Annotated in this window: 14 protein-coding genes; 3 read left to right on the top strand and 11 right to left on the bottom strand. The window is 73.2% G+C overall.

What is annotated here, in order from left to right:
- Positions 1–82: 82 nt before the first annotated feature.
- The 11 genes from AC6CH9_RS06015 to AC6CH9_RS06065 all read right to left on the bottom strand — a co-directional run bounded on the left by AC6CH9_RS06015 (position 83) and on the right by AC6CH9_RS06065 (position 12,021).
- Positions 83–475, bottom strand: a complete 393-nt coding sequence (locus AC6CH9_RS06015) for a nitrite reductase (NAD(P)H) small subunit (RefSeq protein ID WP_498154084.1) — start codon at positions 473–475, stop codon at positions 83–85.
- Complete coding sequence (gene nirB, locus AC6CH9_RS06020) at positions 472–3,120, bottom strand: nitrite reductase large subunit NirB (protein WP_498154085.1); 2,649 nt, start codon at positions 3,118–3,120, stop codon at positions 472–474. The genes AC6CH9_RS06015 and nirB overlap by 4 nt, the downstream gene beginning before the upstream one ends.
- Positions 3,121–3,388: 268 nt before the next feature.
- Positions 3,389–4,840: a helix-turn-helix domain-containing protein gene (locus AC6CH9_RS06025; RefSeq protein ID WP_498154086.1), complete on the bottom strand. Its 1,452-nt coding sequence runs from the start codon at positions 4,838–4,840 to the stop codon at positions 3,389–3,391.
- A gap of 207 nt (positions 4,841–5,047) precedes the next feature.
- Entirely contained in the window at positions 5,048–5,401 is a 354-nt protein-coding gene (locus AC6CH9_RS06030; protein ID WP_498154087.1) for a metal-sulfur cluster assembly factor, read from the bottom strand.
- A complete protein-coding gene (gene sufU, locus AC6CH9_RS06035; RefSeq protein WP_498154088.1) occupies positions 5,398–5,934 on the bottom strand; it encodes a Fe-S cluster assembly sulfur transfer protein SufU in 537 nt (178 codons plus the stop codon). The genes AC6CH9_RS06030 and sufU overlap by 4 nt, the downstream gene beginning before the upstream one ends.
- Positions 5,935–5,945: 11 nt before the next feature.
- Positions 5,946–7,241, bottom strand: coding sequence for a cysteine desulfurase (locus AC6CH9_RS06040; RefSeq protein ID WP_498154089.1), 1,296 nt, complete (start codon positions 7,239–7,241; stop codon positions 5,946–5,948).
- Between the two features lie 29 nt (positions 7,242–7,270).
- The gene (gene sufC / locus AC6CH9_RS06045) at positions 7,271–8,053 is read right to left on the bottom strand and encodes a Fe-S cluster assembly ATPase SufC (protein ID WP_498154090.1); all 783 of its coding nucleotides are present in this window, start codon (positions 8,051–8,053) and stop codon (positions 7,271–7,273) included.
- A 67-nt stretch (positions 8,054–8,120) separates the two neighbouring features.
- Positions 8,121–8,465, bottom strand: coding sequence for a non-heme iron oxygenase ferredoxin subunit (locus AC6CH9_RS06050; protein ID WP_047234320.1), 345 nt, complete (start codon positions 8,463–8,465; stop codon positions 8,121–8,123).
- A complete protein-coding gene (gene sufD, locus AC6CH9_RS06055) occupies positions 8,462–9,715 on the bottom strand; it encodes a Fe-S cluster assembly protein SufD (RefSeq protein WP_498154091.1) in 1,254 nt (417 codons plus the stop codon). The genes AC6CH9_RS06050 and sufD overlap by 4 nt, the downstream gene beginning before the upstream one ends.
- 1 nt (position 9,716) lies before the next feature.
- A complete protein-coding gene (sufB, locus tag AC6CH9_RS06060; protein WP_047234318.1) occupies positions 9,717–11,177 on the bottom strand; it encodes a Fe-S cluster assembly protein SufB in 1,461 nt (486 codons plus the stop codon).
- A 103-nt stretch (positions 11,178–11,280) separates the two neighbouring features.
- Positions 11,281–12,021: a helix-turn-helix transcriptional regulator gene (locus AC6CH9_RS06065; protein ID WP_498154092.1), complete on the bottom strand. Its 741-nt coding sequence runs from the start codon at positions 12,019–12,021 to the stop codon at positions 11,281–11,283.
- 233 nt (positions 12,022–12,254) lie between these two features.
- On the opposite strand from AC6CH9_RS06065, the gene AC6CH9_RS06070 reads away from it, so the two are divergent.
- The 3 genes from AC6CH9_RS06070 to AC6CH9_RS06080 all read left to right on the top strand — a co-directional run bounded on the left by AC6CH9_RS06070 (position 12,255) and on the right by AC6CH9_RS06080 (position 15,056).
- Positions 12,255–13,226: an ABC transporter ATP-binding protein gene (locus AC6CH9_RS06070; protein ID WP_498154093.1), complete on the top strand. Its 972-nt coding sequence runs from the start codon at positions 12,255–12,257 to the stop codon at positions 13,224–13,226.
- A complete protein-coding gene (locus AC6CH9_RS06075) occupies positions 13,223–14,026 on the top strand; it encodes an ABC transporter permease (protein WP_498154094.1) in 804 nt (267 codons plus the stop codon). Before AC6CH9_RS06070 ends, AC6CH9_RS06075 begins: the two co-directional genes overlap by 4 nt.
- Positions 14,027–14,090: 64 nt before the next feature.
- A complete protein-coding gene (locus tag AC6CH9_RS06080; RefSeq protein ID WP_498154095.1) occupies positions 14,091–15,056 on the top strand; it encodes a COX15/CtaA family protein in 966 nt (321 codons plus the stop codon).
- Positions 15,057–15,096 lie beyond the last annotated feature (40 nt).

Here is a 15,096-nt window from a genome sequence, read left to right on the forward strand (position 1 = left end):
GGACCGGGCGCGGAACCGCCGGGGGCGTGTCGTCGCGCCCAGCGCTTGCCGCCGGAGCGGTGCCCGCACGCGGGGTTGCCGGTCAGCGCGCCGGTGCGGGTGCGCGCTCCGTGGGCGTGCCGGCGACCAGGACGCGCCCGTCGCGCACCTGCGCCGCGAAGACCGCCAGCGGCCTGCGGTCCTTGCCCCCGGCGTCGAGCACCTCGCCGGTGTCGACGTCCCACACCTGCTTGAGCATGGGGGTGGTGACCGTGTCGACGTCACGCTCCGCGCCGTCGTCGCCGGTGACGCGATGCGTGCCGACGAGGCCGCGCGACATGACGTTGGCGCCCGAGTACGGGTCCCGCTGCTGGACGGCGCGCACGGTGCCGTCGGCGAGCCGGAAGACCGCGATCTGGGTGTCGCCCAGGAGCGCGCCGGCCCCGCGCTCGGGGTCGAGGTCGTCGAGCGCGCAGATGTCGACGAACGTGCTCATCGGGCGTCCTCCAGCTCGGCACGCGCCGCGACGAGCGCGACGTCTCGGGCGGCGCGCGGGTCGGGGTAGGCGACGGTATCGCCCTCGTCGGCGGGACGGACCTGGCCGCGCTCGGGGACGAACGCGAGGTCGCCGTCGACCGCCTCGGGCGCGTTGACGAACGGCGTGAACTTGCGCAGCTTGGCCGGGTCGGCGAGCGTCGCGCCCCACTCGTCCTCGTAGTCGCGCACGTGCTCTGCCATCGCGGCCTCGAGCTGGTCCGCGATCCCGAGCGAGTCCTCGACGACGACGCGCCGCAGCTCGTCCAGCCCGCCCGCGCGCTCCGCGACCCACGGCGCCGTGCGCTGCAGGCGGTCGGCCTCCTGGACGTAGAGCATGAGGAACCGGTCGACGTAGCGGACCAGGGTCTCGTCGTCGAGGTCCTCGGCGAGGAGCTGGGCGTGCGCGGGCTGCGCGCCGCCGTTCCCGCCGACGTAGAGGTTCCAGCCCTTGTGGGTCGCGATGATGCCGACGTCCTTGCCACGCGCCTCGGCGCACTCGCGCGCGCAGCCGGAGACGCCGAACTTGATCTTGTGCGGCGAGCGCAGCCCGCGGTATCGCAGCTCGAGCCGGACCGCCATGGCCGACGAGTCCTGCACGCCGAACCGGCACCAGGTGCGCCCGACGCACGTCTTCACCGTGCGCAGCGACTTCCCGTACGCGTGCCCGGACTCGAAGCCCACGGCCGTCAGGCGCCGCCAGATCTCCGGGAGCTGGTCGAGCCGCGCGCCGAACATCGCCAGCCGCTGGCCGCCGGTCACGCGCACGTAGAGCCCGAAGTCGTCCGCGACCCTCGCGAACTCCAGGAGCTGGTCCGCGCGCACCTCTCCCCCGGGCATCCGCGGGATCACCGAGTACGTGCCGTTCTTCTGGAGGTTCGCCATGACGTGGTCGTTGGTGTCCTGCAGCGCCGCGTGCTCGCCCTCCAGGACGTGGCCGCGGCGCAGCGTCGAGAGGATCGACGCGACCGTCGGGCGGCAGACGGCGCAGCCGCGGCCCGTCCCGTGCGCCGCGACGACCTCGGAGAACGTGCGCAGCCCTTCCTCGCGGACGATCCGGTACAGCGTCGCTCGGGACATCGCGAAGTGCTCGCACAGCGCGTCCGAGACCGTCACGCCCGCCCGGGACAGCTCCGTGTTGAGCAGCTTGGTGAGCGCGGGCACGCACGACCCGCACACCGTGCCGGCCGTCGTGCAGTCCTTGACCTGCCCGATCGTCCGGCACCCGTGCTCGGTCACCGCCGAGCGGACCGTCCCGGCGTCGACGTTGTTGCACGAGCACACCACGGCCTCGTCGGGCAGCTCGGTGTCCGCCAGCCCCTCGCCGTCGGGCGCGATGACGGCGGCGGGATCGGCGCCGAGCGGGCGGCCGAGCAGGGGCCGCAGCGCGGAGTAGAGCTCGATGTCGCCGACGAACACGCCGCCGAGCAGCGTCGTCGCGTCGTCGGAGAGCACGAGCTTGCGGTAGCGGCGGTGGATCGGATCGACGAACGAGACCTCGAGCGCGCCCGCGCTCACCGCGTTGACGTCGCCGAACGACGCCGCCTCGACGCCCACGCCCTTGAGCTTCGTACCGTCGTCGGCGCGGCGGTGCACGCGCTCGCCACCGAGGAAGCGGTCGACGACGACGTCCGCCATGTCGTTCCCCGGCGCGACCAGGCCCGCGCACACGCCGTCGACCGACGCGCACTCGCCGATCGCCCACACGCCCGGGTCGGAGGTCTGGCACGCCTCGCCGACGACGACGCCGCCGCGCTCGCCGATGGCCAGTCCCGCCTCGCGCGCCACGCGGTCGCGCGGGCGGATGCCCACGGAGAAGACGACGACGTCGGTCGGCAGCGCGGACCCGTCGGTGAGCTCGACCGAGCCCACGGACCCGTCGCCTGCGGGCAGGAACCGGTGCGCGCCCGCGCCCGTGCGGACCGTCACCCCGAGATCCTCGATGAGCAGGCGCAGCATCTCGCCGCCGCCCTGGTCGAGCTGGACGCTCATGAGCCGGTCGGCGAACTCGACGACCGTGGCCTCGGCGCCCAGGCGCTGGAGCGCCGCCGCGGCTTCGAGGCCCAGCACGCCACCGCCCACGACGACGCCGCGCACCGCCCGGCCCAGCGTCCGCTCGCGCAGGCGCACCCACTCGGCCAGCCGCTCGACGTCGTCCAGCGTGCGGTAGGTGAACAGGCCCGGCAGGTCCGTGCCCTCCGCGCGCGGGGTCCATGCCCACGAGCCCGTCGCGAGCACCGCGCGGTCGTAGTGCACCTGGCGGCCCGACCGCGTGGTCACGACGCTCGCCGTGCGGTCGAGCGACGCGACCGCGTCGCCGGTGACGAGGGTGACACGCGGGTCGTCCCACACGCCGCGGTCAAGCGTGAGCGCCTGCACGTCGCGCGCGTCGAACCACTCCGACAGGTGCACGCGGTCGTACGGCTCGTGCGGCTCGTCGCCGATCACCGTGAGCGACCAGCCGCCCTCGGGGTCGCGCGAGCGCAGGCCCGCGACCAGGCGGTGCGCCGTCATGCCGGCACCGACGACGACGATCCGGTCGCCGTCCAGGGGACCACCGGCGGCGTGAGCGACCGCGTCCGACGGGGAGTGAGTGAGGGAGGCCACGGGGAGCACTTTCGAGAGGCGGGGCTGCGTCGAGGCCCCGGTCCGGGTGCGACCGGTGCCCTGCTCCCGACCCTAGGGGAGGTGGTCTGACCACATCAGCCGTCTGGGACCAAGGTCCCCAGTACCCCCATCGAAGGCCATCACGTGCGCGCTCCAGCGCGGTGAGGACGGCACGACGTCGCGCCCCCGGGACAGGGACGCGACGTCGTGAGGTGGGCGCGTCGGACGTCGGCCACGGTGGCCGGGCGGCCGTGCGCGACCCCGTGCGTCAGGCGTTCGCGAGCTCGCGGTCCTCGTCCGCCACGGGCCGCTGGTCCTCGTAGCGGCGCACGACGCGGCTCACGGTGGAGCGCGACGCCGAGACCCTCTGGGCGATCTCGCGCTGGTTCATGCCCTGGCGGGCGAGCTCGACGATGCGACGGTCGCGCTCCGCGGTCGGGTCCTCGCCGAGGGAGGCGTCGTCCGCCTCGGTCGCCGCGGCCTGCGCGCCGTTCGTGCCGCCCACGAGGTCGAAGACCTCGACGCGCCGCGTGTGGCCCGTCACGGCGGGGGGCTCGACGACCGGTGCCGCGCTGCCCTCCTCCGGAGCCGGCTGGTCCCAGGGGAGCGGACGCCCGAACAGCTCCTTCACCCGCGCCTCGAGATCGGGGAGCGCCTCGAACGCCGTCTCGGGCACGTACGGCTTCTCGTCGTTCGCCTCGCGCACAGGCTCGGTCTCGGGCTCCAGCTCCGGCTCGACGTCCCGCTCGACGGAGGGCGCCTCAGCCGACGCGACGGCGGCCGCGCTCTCCTGGCTCTGCTCGGCGGCGGGAAGCTCGCGGGCCCGCTCGACGGGCGTCGGGGTCTCCGTGCGGTCCTCGGCGTCGCGCGCCGACTCCACCGCGAGGGTCTCCTGGCGGTGCGTCTCGACGAGCGTCGCGGCGGCCGTGGTGGTCCGGGGGACGACGACCGCCGTCACCTCGGTCGGCCCCGCGGCGTCGGCCGACCCTCGCGCGGTGCCCCGCTTCACGGAGCTCGCACCGATGAGGTCGAGCCGGTTGCCGTGGCGCTCCGCGGCCTCCAGGCGGTCGACCCAGACCTGCATACGGCGCTCGAAGTCCTCGACCGTCAGCAGCTTGAGGGCGGCGTCACGGGCGGATCGCTGCCGCTCGTGCGCGGCGCGGACCTTGCGCAGGTCTGCCGGCGAGCCCGCGCTGTCGGCCCGTGCGTCGCGCCACTGCTCCAGCGCGGAGACGTAGCCGTGGACGCGCAGCTCACGACGACGTTCCTCGAGCGTGTGGCCCGTCACCATGTGCCGCTCCCCCACGAGGGCGAGGTGCCACATGAGCGCGGCCACCAGCGGTGGCACGAACCGGAACACCACCATGTACGGGGTGCTCGCCGTCGGGACGGCGATCTCGTGCAGCGCCGCGAACAGGCCCGACGTCCCCGAGAGAACCCACGTCAGCGCGAGGAGGACGCCGTAGGGGCGCCCCTCCAGCGCCGCGTTGCGCGCCATGAGCGCCACGGCGACGAGGCTGATCTCGAGGAAGCCCGCCAGCCCGTACGCCTCGAGCGGCGACATGTGCGCCACCTCGAGCCCGAACAGGACCATGCCGCTGTACGCCAGCGCGGTGGCGATCGTCGCCGCGATGACCACGGCGACCATCGGGAGGTGCCGGCCGCGATAGCGCACCTGCCGCGGGGAACCGCCCGCGCCGGTCTGGTCCTGCTGTGTCACGTCATCCTCCGAAAAGTGGTGTGGGCGCACATATCCCAACACTCAGGACCTTCCTCGTCAACGCACCGGAAGGATCGCAATCGGATCGTGAGCAGCGGCGCCCCCGGACGGAGCGCCCTCGGGCCGTGAACGCCCGCCGCACCGCTCCGAACAGCACGACGCCGCGCCCCGGAGGGGACGCGGCGTCGGTCGGCAGGGGGCGGGTCGTCAGACGTTGAACCCCAGCGCGCGGAGCTGTTCCTTGCCGTCGGGCGTGATCTTCTCCGGGCCCCACGGCGGCATCCAGACCCAGTTGACGCGGAAGCCGTCGACGAGGCCCTCCAGGGCCTGCGCGGACTGGTCCTCGATGACGTCGGTCAGCGGGCACGCCGCGGACGTGAGCGTCATGTCGATGACGGCGTGGTTGTTCTGGTCGATCTGGATGCCGTAGACGAGGCCGAGGTCGACGACGTTGATGCCGAGCTCGGGGTCGATGACGTCGCGCATCGCCTCCTCGACGTCCGCGACGTTCGGCGGGCTCGGCGTGGCGCCCTCGGCGGGCGCGCCGGTCTCGGTGGTCATCGGTTCTCCTCCGTCGTTCCCCGCGCGGCGAGCGCCGCGTCGGAAGCCAGTGCGGTCGATGCGTCGCCCAGCGGGTTCAGGGCGCCCGAGGTGACGAGCGAGTCGCGCAGCGCGGCCCAGCCGAGCAGGGCGCACTTGATCCGTGCAGGGTAGCGCGAGACGCCCGTGAACACCGTGGCGTCACCGAGCTCGTCCTCCGCGGCGTCGTCGAGGCCCTTGCCCCGCGAGCCCATGAGCTCGCGGAACACGTCGCCGAGGTGCTCGGCCTCCGCGGCGGGGCGCCCCGTCACGAGGTCGGTGAGCACGGACAGGGACGCCTGCGAGATGCTGCAGCCCTGCCCCTCCCAGCTCACGCGGTCGATGGTGCCGTCGGCGAGCTCGACGCGGAGCGTCACCTCGTCGCCGCACGTGGGGTTCACCTGGTGCGACTGGCCGCTCGCCGCGCCGTCCGCCACCTCGACCAGGCCCCGGCCGTGCGGGGTCTTCGCGTGGTCGAGGATGACCTGCTGGTACATCTGCTCGATCGAGCTCATCGGGTCCTCTCTCAGTCCACCGAGAAGAACGCGCGGACCCCGGCCAGTGCTTCCCGGAACGCGTCGACGTCCTCGCGCGTGGTGTACACCGACGCCGACGCGCGCGCGGTCGCGGCGATCCCGAAGCGGCGGTGCAGGGGCTGGGCGCAGTGGTGACCGACGCGCACGGCGATGCCCGCGTCGTCGAGCACCTGGCCGACGTCGTGCGCGTGCACGCCGTCCACGACGAACGACACGACCGCGAGCCGGTCAGCCGGCTCGCGCGGGCCGATGATCCGCACGCCGGGGATCTCCGCGATGCGCAGCAGCTCGGCCGCGAGCTCGTGCTCGTGCGCCGCGACGCCGTCCATGCCCAGCTCGTGCAGGTACTTCGCCGCGGCGCCGAACCCGACGACCTGCGCGACGGCCTGCGTGCCCGCCTCGAACCGCTGCGGCGGCGCCATGTACGACGACTCGGTCATCGTGACGACCTCGATCATCGACCCGCCGGTCGTCACGGGCGGCAGCGCCTCGAGCAGCTCGCGCCGCCCGTAGAGCACGCCCACGCCCGTGGGCCCGAGCATCTTGTGCGCCGAGAACGCGGCGAAGTCGACGCCGAGCGCGGGCAGGTCGACCGGCAGGTGCGGCACGGACTGGCACGCGTCCAGCACGGTGAGTGCCCCGACCTCGCGCGCCCGGGCCACGATCGGCTCGACGGGCGTGATCGCGCCCGTCACGTTCGACACGTGCGCGAACGCGACGATCTTGGTCCGCTCCGTGATGACGGTCGGCGCGTCCTCGACGCGCACGCGCCCGTCGTCGTCCACCTCGAACCAGCGCAGGACCGCGCCTGTACGGGCGGCGAGCTCCTGCCACGGCACGATGTTCGCGTGGTGCTCCGCCTCGGTGATGACGATCTCGTCGCCCGGCGCGAGCGCGAAGCGGCGGGCCGCCTCACCCCCGCGGCCGAGCGTCGCGTTCGAGATCCCGTACGCGACGAGGTTGATCGCGGCCGTCGCGCCGGACGTCCAGACGATCTCGCCCGGGCGCGCCCCGACGAACGCCGCGACGTCGGCACGGGCGTCCTCGAACGCCTCGGTCGCCTCCTCGGCGAGCTGGTGCGCGCCGCGGTGCACGGCCGCGTTGCGCTCCTCGTAGAAGTCGACCTCGGTGTCGAGGACGACCTGCGGCTTCTGCGACGTCGCCGCGGAGTCGAGGTAGACGAGCGGACGACCACCGCGCACGGTGCGCTCGAGCAGCGGGAAGTCCGCCCGCACTGCGGCGAGCTCGGTCGCCGTCAGGGGGGAGCTGTGCGCGGTGGTCGTCATGGTCGTCTCCTCAGAGGTGGTGCGACCGCTCAGGCCGAGGCGGCCGAGGCGGACTCGACGGCGCCGGAGAGGTAGCGGTCGTAGCCCTCCTCCTCCAGGCGGTCGGCCAGCTCCGGGCCACCCTCCTCGGCGACCTTGCCGTCGACGAAGACGTGGACGAAGTCCGGCTTGATGTAGCGCAGGATGCGCGTGTAGTGCGTGATGAGCAGGATGCCCGCGTCGGTCGCGCCGTGGACGCGGTTGACGCCCTCGGAGACGATGCGCAGCGCGTCGACGTCGAGGCCCGAGTCGGTCTCGTCGAGGACGGCGAACTTCGGCTTGAGGAGCTCCATCTGGAGGATCTCGTGGCGCTTCTTCTCGCCACCGGAGAAGCCCTCGTTGACCGAGCGCTCGGCGAAGGAGTCGTCCATGCGCAGGCGCTCCATGGCGCCCTTGACGTCCTTGACCCAGTGGCGCAGCGCGGGGGCCTCGCCGTCGATCGCGGTCTTCGCGGTGCGCAGGAAGTTGGACACGGAGACGCCGGGGACCTCGACCGGGTACTGCATCGCGAGGAACAGGCCCGCGCGGGCGCGCTCGTCGACGCTCATCGCGAGGACGTCCTCGCCGTCGAGCGTCACGGTGCCGCCGGTGACCTGGTACTTGGGGTGGCCCGCGATCGAGTAGGCGAGCGTGGACTTGCCCGAGCCGTTGGGGCCCATGATGGCGTGGACCTCGCCGCTGCCGATCGTCAGGTCGACGCCGCGCAGGATCGGCTTCGGCCCTTCCTTGGTGTCGACGCTGACGTGCAGGTCGCGGATCTCGAGAGTGGACATCTGGTTCTTCTCCAAGAGGTTCTGGTGAGCCGTGGGGCGCGCTCGGCGCGCCGGTTCAGGATGTGGGTCAGGTGGGAGCGACGACGCGGTCGACGTCGACGAGCACCTGCTCGCCGTCGACCGTCACCGGGTACACGGGCACCGGCCGCATCGCGGGCAGCGCGGTCGGCATGCCGGTCCGTACGTCGAACTGCGAGCCGTGCAGCCAGCACTCGACGAAGCAGCCCTCGACCTCGCCGTCCGACAGGGACACCGCCCCGTGGGAGCAGATGTCCGAGATCGCGTGCCAGTCGCCGTCGCCGTCACGGATGACGGCGACCTCGACGACCCGCCCGTCCTCGGCCGGGAGCTCGACGCGGAGGGCCTCCTCCGGGCCGAGGTCGGACGTCGTGCAGGCGGGCTGTGCGGTCACGCCGTCGCCTCGGCGGGCTCGGCGCTCCCGTCGATGATCGACATGGACTTGCTCAGCTCGCGCTCGATCGCCTCGAGCAGTCGCTCCTCGACCGACGCGACGCCGATCTCCTGGATGAGCTCCGCGAAGAAGCCGCGGACGACGAGGCGGCGCGCCTCGGCCTCCGGGATGCCGCGGGCCTGGAGGTAGAAGAGCTGCTCGTCGTCGAACCGGCCGGTCGCGGACGCGTGACCCGCGCCCTCGATCTCGCCCGTCTCGATCTCGAGGTTCGGCACGGAGTCCGCGCGCGCGCCGTCCGTGAGGACGAGGTTGCGGTTGAGCTCGTAGGTGTCCGTGCCCTCGGCCTCGGCCTGGATGAGCACGTCGCCGACCCACACCGCGTGCGCGCCCTCGCCCTGGAGGGCGCCCTTGTACGTGACGCGCGACTTGCAGCGCGGCACGGCGTGGTCGACGAACAGGCGGTGCTCCTGGTGCTGGTCCGCGTCCGCGAAGTAGAGGCCGACCATCTCGACGTCGCCGCCCTCGGCCGTGAACGTCGCGTCCGGGGTGATGCGCACGACGTCGCCGCCGAGGGTCACGACCACGTGCTTGAGCCGCGCGTCGCGCCCGATGCGGGCGCGGTGCGACGACGCGTGCACGGCGCCGTCGGCCCAGTCCTGGACCGACACGACCGTGAGGTGCGCGCCGTCCTCGACGACGATCTCGACCGTCTCGTTGAGCGTCGCGGTCCCCACGTGGTCGAGCACGACGACGGCCTCCGAGTGGCGCTCGGCGCGCACGAGCACGTGGCTCGCGGTCGGCGTCGAGCCGTGACCCTCGACGCGCACGGACGTCACGTCGGACGCGACGGCCTCCTTGGGCACCGTGACGACCGTGGCCTGCTCGAACGCGTTCCACGCGGTGACGGCGGTGCGGTCGCCCGGCTTGCCGGCGGTGCCGAGCCGCTCGTCGTCGCGACCGACGATGGCGACCTCGACCTCGGGGGCCTCGACGACCGTGACGCGCACGTCGCCGCCGCCGCTCTGCCCGACGAGCTTGTCGTCGAACAGCGGCGCGAGGTGTGCGACGGGCGAGAAGCGCCACTCCTCCTCGCGCCCCGAGGGCACGGGGATGTCGGCGAGGTCGAACGACGTGAGCCGCTCGGCGCGCGAGCCCTGGGGCACGACGCCGTGGGAGTGCGCCCCGTCGGCCTGCGCGCGCGAGTGGTCGGTCGTCAGACCGGCCTCTTCGGGAATGGTGGTGGTGGTCATATCAGCCGACGGACCCTTCCATCTGCAGCTCGATGAGGCGGTTGAGCTCGAGCGCGTACTCCATGGGCAGCTCGCGCGCGATGGGCTCGACGAACCCACGCACGATCATGGCCATCGCCTCGGTCTCCTCCATGCCTCGGGACATGAGGTAGAACAGCTGGTCCTCGCTCACCCGCGAGACCGTCGCCTCGTGCCCCATGGACACGTCGTCCTCGCGGACGTCGACGTACGGGTAGGTGTCGGACCGGGAGATCTGGTCGACGAGCAGCGCGTCGCACAGCACGGTCGAGGCCGAGTGCGAGGCGCCCTCGAGGACCTGGACCAGGCCGCGGTACGACGTGCGGCCACCCCCGCGCGCGACCGACTTCGACACGATGGACGACGACGTGTGCGGCGCCGCGTGGACCATCTTCGCCCCGGCGTCCTGGTGCTGGCCCTCGCCCGCGAACGCGATCGAGAGCGTCTCGCCGCGCGCGTGCTCGCCGAGCAGGTAGATCGCCGGGTACTTCATGGTGACCTTGGAGCCGATGTTGCCGTCGACCCACTCCATCGTCGCGCCCTCGGCCGCGGTCGCCCGCTTGGTCACGAGGTTGTACACGTTGTTCGACCAGTTCTGGATGGTCGTGTAGCGCACGCGCGCGTTCTTCTTGACGATGATCTCGACGACCGCCGAGTGCAGCGAGTCGGACGAGTAGATCGGCGCGGTGCAGCCCTCGACGTAGTGCACGTACGAGCCCTCGTCCGCGATGATCAGCGTCCGCTCGAACTGGCCCATGTTCTCCGTGTTGATGCGGAAGTAGGCCTGCAGCGGGATCTCGACGTGCACGCCCGGCGGCACGTAGACGAACGACCCGCCCGACCACACGGCGGAGTTGAGCGCGGCGAACTTGTTGTCGCCCGACGGGATGACGGTGCCGAAGTACTCCTGGAAGAGCTCCGGGTGCTCGCGCAGCGCGGTGTCCGTGTCGAGGAAGATGACGCCCTGACGCTCGAGCTCCTCGTTGATCTGGTGGTAGACCACCTCGGACTCGTACTGCGCGGCGACGCCCGCGACGAGGCGCTGCTTCTCCGCCTCGGGGATGCCGAGCTTGTCGTACGTCTCCTTGATGTCCTCGGGCAGGTCGTCCCACGAGGCGGCCTGCTTCTCCGTGGAGCGCACGAAGTACTTGATGTTGTCGAAGTCGATGCCCGTGAGGTCGGAGCCCCAGCTCGGCATCGGCTTCTTGTCGAAGAGGCGCAAGGCCTTGAGCCGCGTCTTGAGCATCCACTCGGGCTCGTTCTTCAGCGCCGAGATGTTGCGCACGACGTCCTCGGACAGGCCGCGCTGCGCGGCCTCGCCGGCGGCGTCGCTGTCGTGCCAGCCGTATCCGTAGGCACCGATCGAGGCGATGATCTCGTCGTCGGTCTGCTTCTCACCGGTCGGCTGGGCCGTGCCGGTGGCGTCCTGGGTGGGAGCGCTCATGGTCGTCCTTCCACTGTCCGTCGTGTGCGGGCGGGGGCAGTCGGTACAAAGGTCCTTGCGGGGGATGTCGTGCGTGCCTCGGGGCGAAGGTGCGCCCCTCGGGTCAGGTCTCGCCCGACGTCGGGCGGCCGCGCGCCCGGACGGGGACGTTGGTCGTGCAGGCGTGCGCGCCCGTCGCGAGGGTCGCGAGGCGCTGCACGTGCGAGCCGAGCAGCTTGGCGAAGACCTGCGCCTCCGCCTCGCACAGCTGCGGGAACTCCTCGGCGACGTGCTGCACCGGGCAGTGGCCCTGGCACAGCTGCACCGCGGACGTGCCGGGGACGGGGCGCACGCTCGCCGCGTACCCGTCGTCCGCGAGCGCCGCCGCGAGCTGGGCCGCGCGGCCCTCGACGTCGTCCGCGTCGAGCCGGCCCGCGTAGCGGTCGGCGAGCTCGGCGAGCCGGTCCTGGGCGAAGCGCTCGACGGCGCCCGGCCCGGCGACGTCGCGCAGGTACCGCAGCGCCTGCGTCGCGAGGTCGGCGTAGGTGCCGCTCAGCTCGCCCTGCCCGGCCGACGTCGTCACGTACCGCCGCGCGGGGCGGCCGCGCATCCCGGTGGGGTGCCCGGCGTCGTGCACGGCGACGAGGTCGTCCTCCTCGAGGAGCGCGAGGTGGCGGCGGACGGCCGCAGGGGTGAGCCCGAGCGTGGCGGCGAGGTCGGCGGCGCTCACGGGACCGGCAGACGCGACGAGCTCGAGCACGCGCTCGCGCGTGCGGCGGTCGACGTCGGCGGCAGGCACGACCGGCTGCCCGCCTGCGGGGGTGGCGGGGCGCAGCGCACCCGGTCGGACGGATCCTGCGGCCATGCTCACCTCCCGTGGTTCGTCCCGTGGGCGCGCGTACGCATGGCGCGGCCTGACACGGGGTGACAGATCTGGAACCGATATAGACAACATGGTTGTTCCCTAATTGCCCGAACGCAAGCAAGGCGACCCTCAGACCACCCCCTGGGGCCTCGAGATGTGGCGTACGCGACACCCGTGCGGTCCGGGCCGGGCGGGAGCCGTGCGCGGCAGGCCCGCCCCCTAGAATCGGCCGGGTGCCCGCCCCCGCCGTGCTCGTGCACGACCTCGTCAAGCGCTACGACGGTCGTGCCGTCGTCGACGGCGTGTCCCTCACCGCCGAGCGCGGTGCGATCACCGCGGTGCTCGGCCCCAACGGCGCCGGCAAGACCACGACGGTCGAGTGCTGCGAGGGCCTGCGCTCCCCCGACGCCGGGCGCGTCGAGGTGCTCGGGCTCGACCCGCTGACCGACGCGCGCGATCTGCGTCCCCGGGTCGGCGTCATGCTCCAGGACGGCGGGCTCCCGACGGGCGTGCGCGCGCTGGAGATGCTCCGGCACGTCGCGTCGATGTACGCGCGGCCGCGCGACGTCGACGAGCTCACCGAGCGTCTGGGGCTGGAGAGCTTCGCCCGCACGACCGTCCGCCGGCTGTCGGGCGGGCAGCGGCAGCGGCTCGCGCTCGCCGCGGCGATCGTCGGCCGGCCGGAGGTCGTCTTCCTCGACGAGCCGAGCGCGGGCATGGACCCGCAGAGCCGGCACGCCGTGTGGGAGCTCGTGCGCGAGCTGCGCGCCGAGGGCGTCGGGATCGTCCTCACGACGCACCTCATGGACGAGGCGGAGGACCTCGCCGACCACGTGTACGTCGTCGACCACGGGAAGGTCATCGCGGCAGGCGCCACGCGTGACCTGCTCGAGACCGGCGCCGACGGCGAGGCCGACCGCACGGTCCGCTTCGAGGCCACGCCCGCGCTCGACCTCGGCGGTCTCCGCGCGGCGCTGGCCGACGCTGCGGTCCACGTGCCCGACAGCACGGCCGTACCCGGGTCGTGGATCCTCGCCGAGCCGCAGCCCGGCTCCTACACGCTCACCGGCCCCGCCGACCCCGCGACGCTCGTGGCGCTGACGACGTGGCTCGCCGCGCGTGGCGTCCTCGCCTCGCGCGTCACGGTGGGCCGCCGCACGCTCGAGGACGTGTTCCTCGACCTCACGGGACGGCACCTGCGATGAGCACGACCCCGACCACGCCGGACGCTGTGGGCCAGAGCCCGGCCCAGGCCGCCGAGCTCGCCGCGCCGGCCTGGCGCCGCGTCGTGGCGCAGACGGCGTTCGAGACGCGCATGATCCTGCGCAACGGCGAGCAGCTCCTCGTGACGATCATCCTGCCCGTGATGCTCCTGCTCGGGCTGGTGCTCACCTCGTTCGTCGACCTCGACACGGGCGGCGCGACGCGCGTCGACTTCGTGACGCCCGGTGTCCTCGCCCTCGCCGTCATGTCGACCGCCTTCACGTCGCAGGCCATCGCGACGGCGTTCGACCGGCGCAACGGCGTCCTGCGCCTCATGTCGACCACTCCCCTGGGCCGCGGCGGTCTTCTGGCGGGCAAGGTGCTCGGCGTCCTGGCGGTCGAGGTCGTGCAGGTCGTCGTCATCACGGCGGTCGCGCTCGCGCTCGGCTGGCAGCCCGACCCCGCGGGGATCCCCGCGGCCCTGCTCGCCGTGCTGCTCGGGACCGCGGCGTTCACGTCGCTCGCGATGCTGCTCGCCGGGACACTGCGCGCCGAGGGCGTGCTCGCGGTGGCGAACCTCGTGCTCGTGCTGCTCACCGTCGGCGGTGGCGTCCTCGTCCCGGCCGACCAGCTCCCCGGCCCGCTCGAGCACGTCGCGCTCCTGCTGCCGTCGGGCGCGCTCGGCGAGGCGATGCGTGGCGCCCTGCTCGACGGTGCCGTGCCGCCGTTCTCCGTCGTCGTGCTGCTCGGCTGGACCGCCGCGCTCGGCTGGGGCGCAGGCAAGCTCTTCCGCTGGACCTGAGCCCGGACACATCTCACACCCGCGGGATTCCGGGGCTGCGTGGTCGTCCCGATACCGTGGGACCGTGAGCACCCCGCCCCCCGCGCTCGACCCCGCTCCCGCCGACAGCCCCGCAGGCGCCGCCTCCGGAAACGGCACCGTCCGCCCGGACCGGCTCGCGCCGCTGCGCCGCTGGACCCGACCGGTGCTGGTCGCGAACCTCGTGGCGCAGATCGGCATCATCGTCACCGGCGGCGCCGTGCGTCTCACGGGCTCGGGACTCGGGTGCTCGACGTGGCCGCAGTGCGAGCCCGGGCAGTTCGCGGCGAAGTTCCACCCCGAGACGACGTACCACCAGTTCGTCGAGTACGGGAACCGCACCCTCACCGGGGTGCTGAGCGTCATCGCGATCGCGGCCCTCGTGCTCGTGTGGACCGACCGCTCGCGCGTCCTGTCCTACCGGCTCCTCGGCGCCGTCCCGCTGCTCGGCGTCGCCGCGCAGGCGGTCATCGGCGGCGTCATCGTCCTGCTGCACCTGCACCCGGGGTGGGTGTCGCTGCACTTCGTCGTCTCGGCCGCGCTCGTCTCCGTCTCGCTGCTCCTCCTGCACCGGTCCGGGGAGGGCGACGGGCCACCCGTCCCCACGGTCGCGTCGCGCTCGCGCGCGCTCGCGTGGGCGCTGTACGGGCTGACGGCACTGGTCGTGGTCCTCGGCGTCGTCGTCACCGGCGCCGGCCCGCACAGCGGCGACGAGGAGGTCGGCTACCGCTTCGCCGTCGACCCCGCGCTCATGAGCAAGCTCCACGCCTGGGCCGTCTGGGTGTTCGTCGCCGTCCTCGTCGCGTACCTCGTGAGCGTCCGCCGCGGGCCGCAGCAGGTGCGCCGTGCGGCCTGGATCCTGCTCGCGATCACGCTGGGCCAGGGACTGATCGGGTACGTCCAGTACTTCACGGGTCTGCCCGCGCTGCTCGTCGGCCTGCACATGCTCGGCTCGGCGCTCCTCGTCGCCGGCTCGACGCGCGTCGTGCTGACGACCCGCACGCGAGCCTGAGCGGGCGGCGGCCCGGGCCTGAGCGGCCTCGGGCCACCGC

It is taken from the genome of Cellulosimicrobium sp. GQ32 (genome assembly GCF_059758455.1).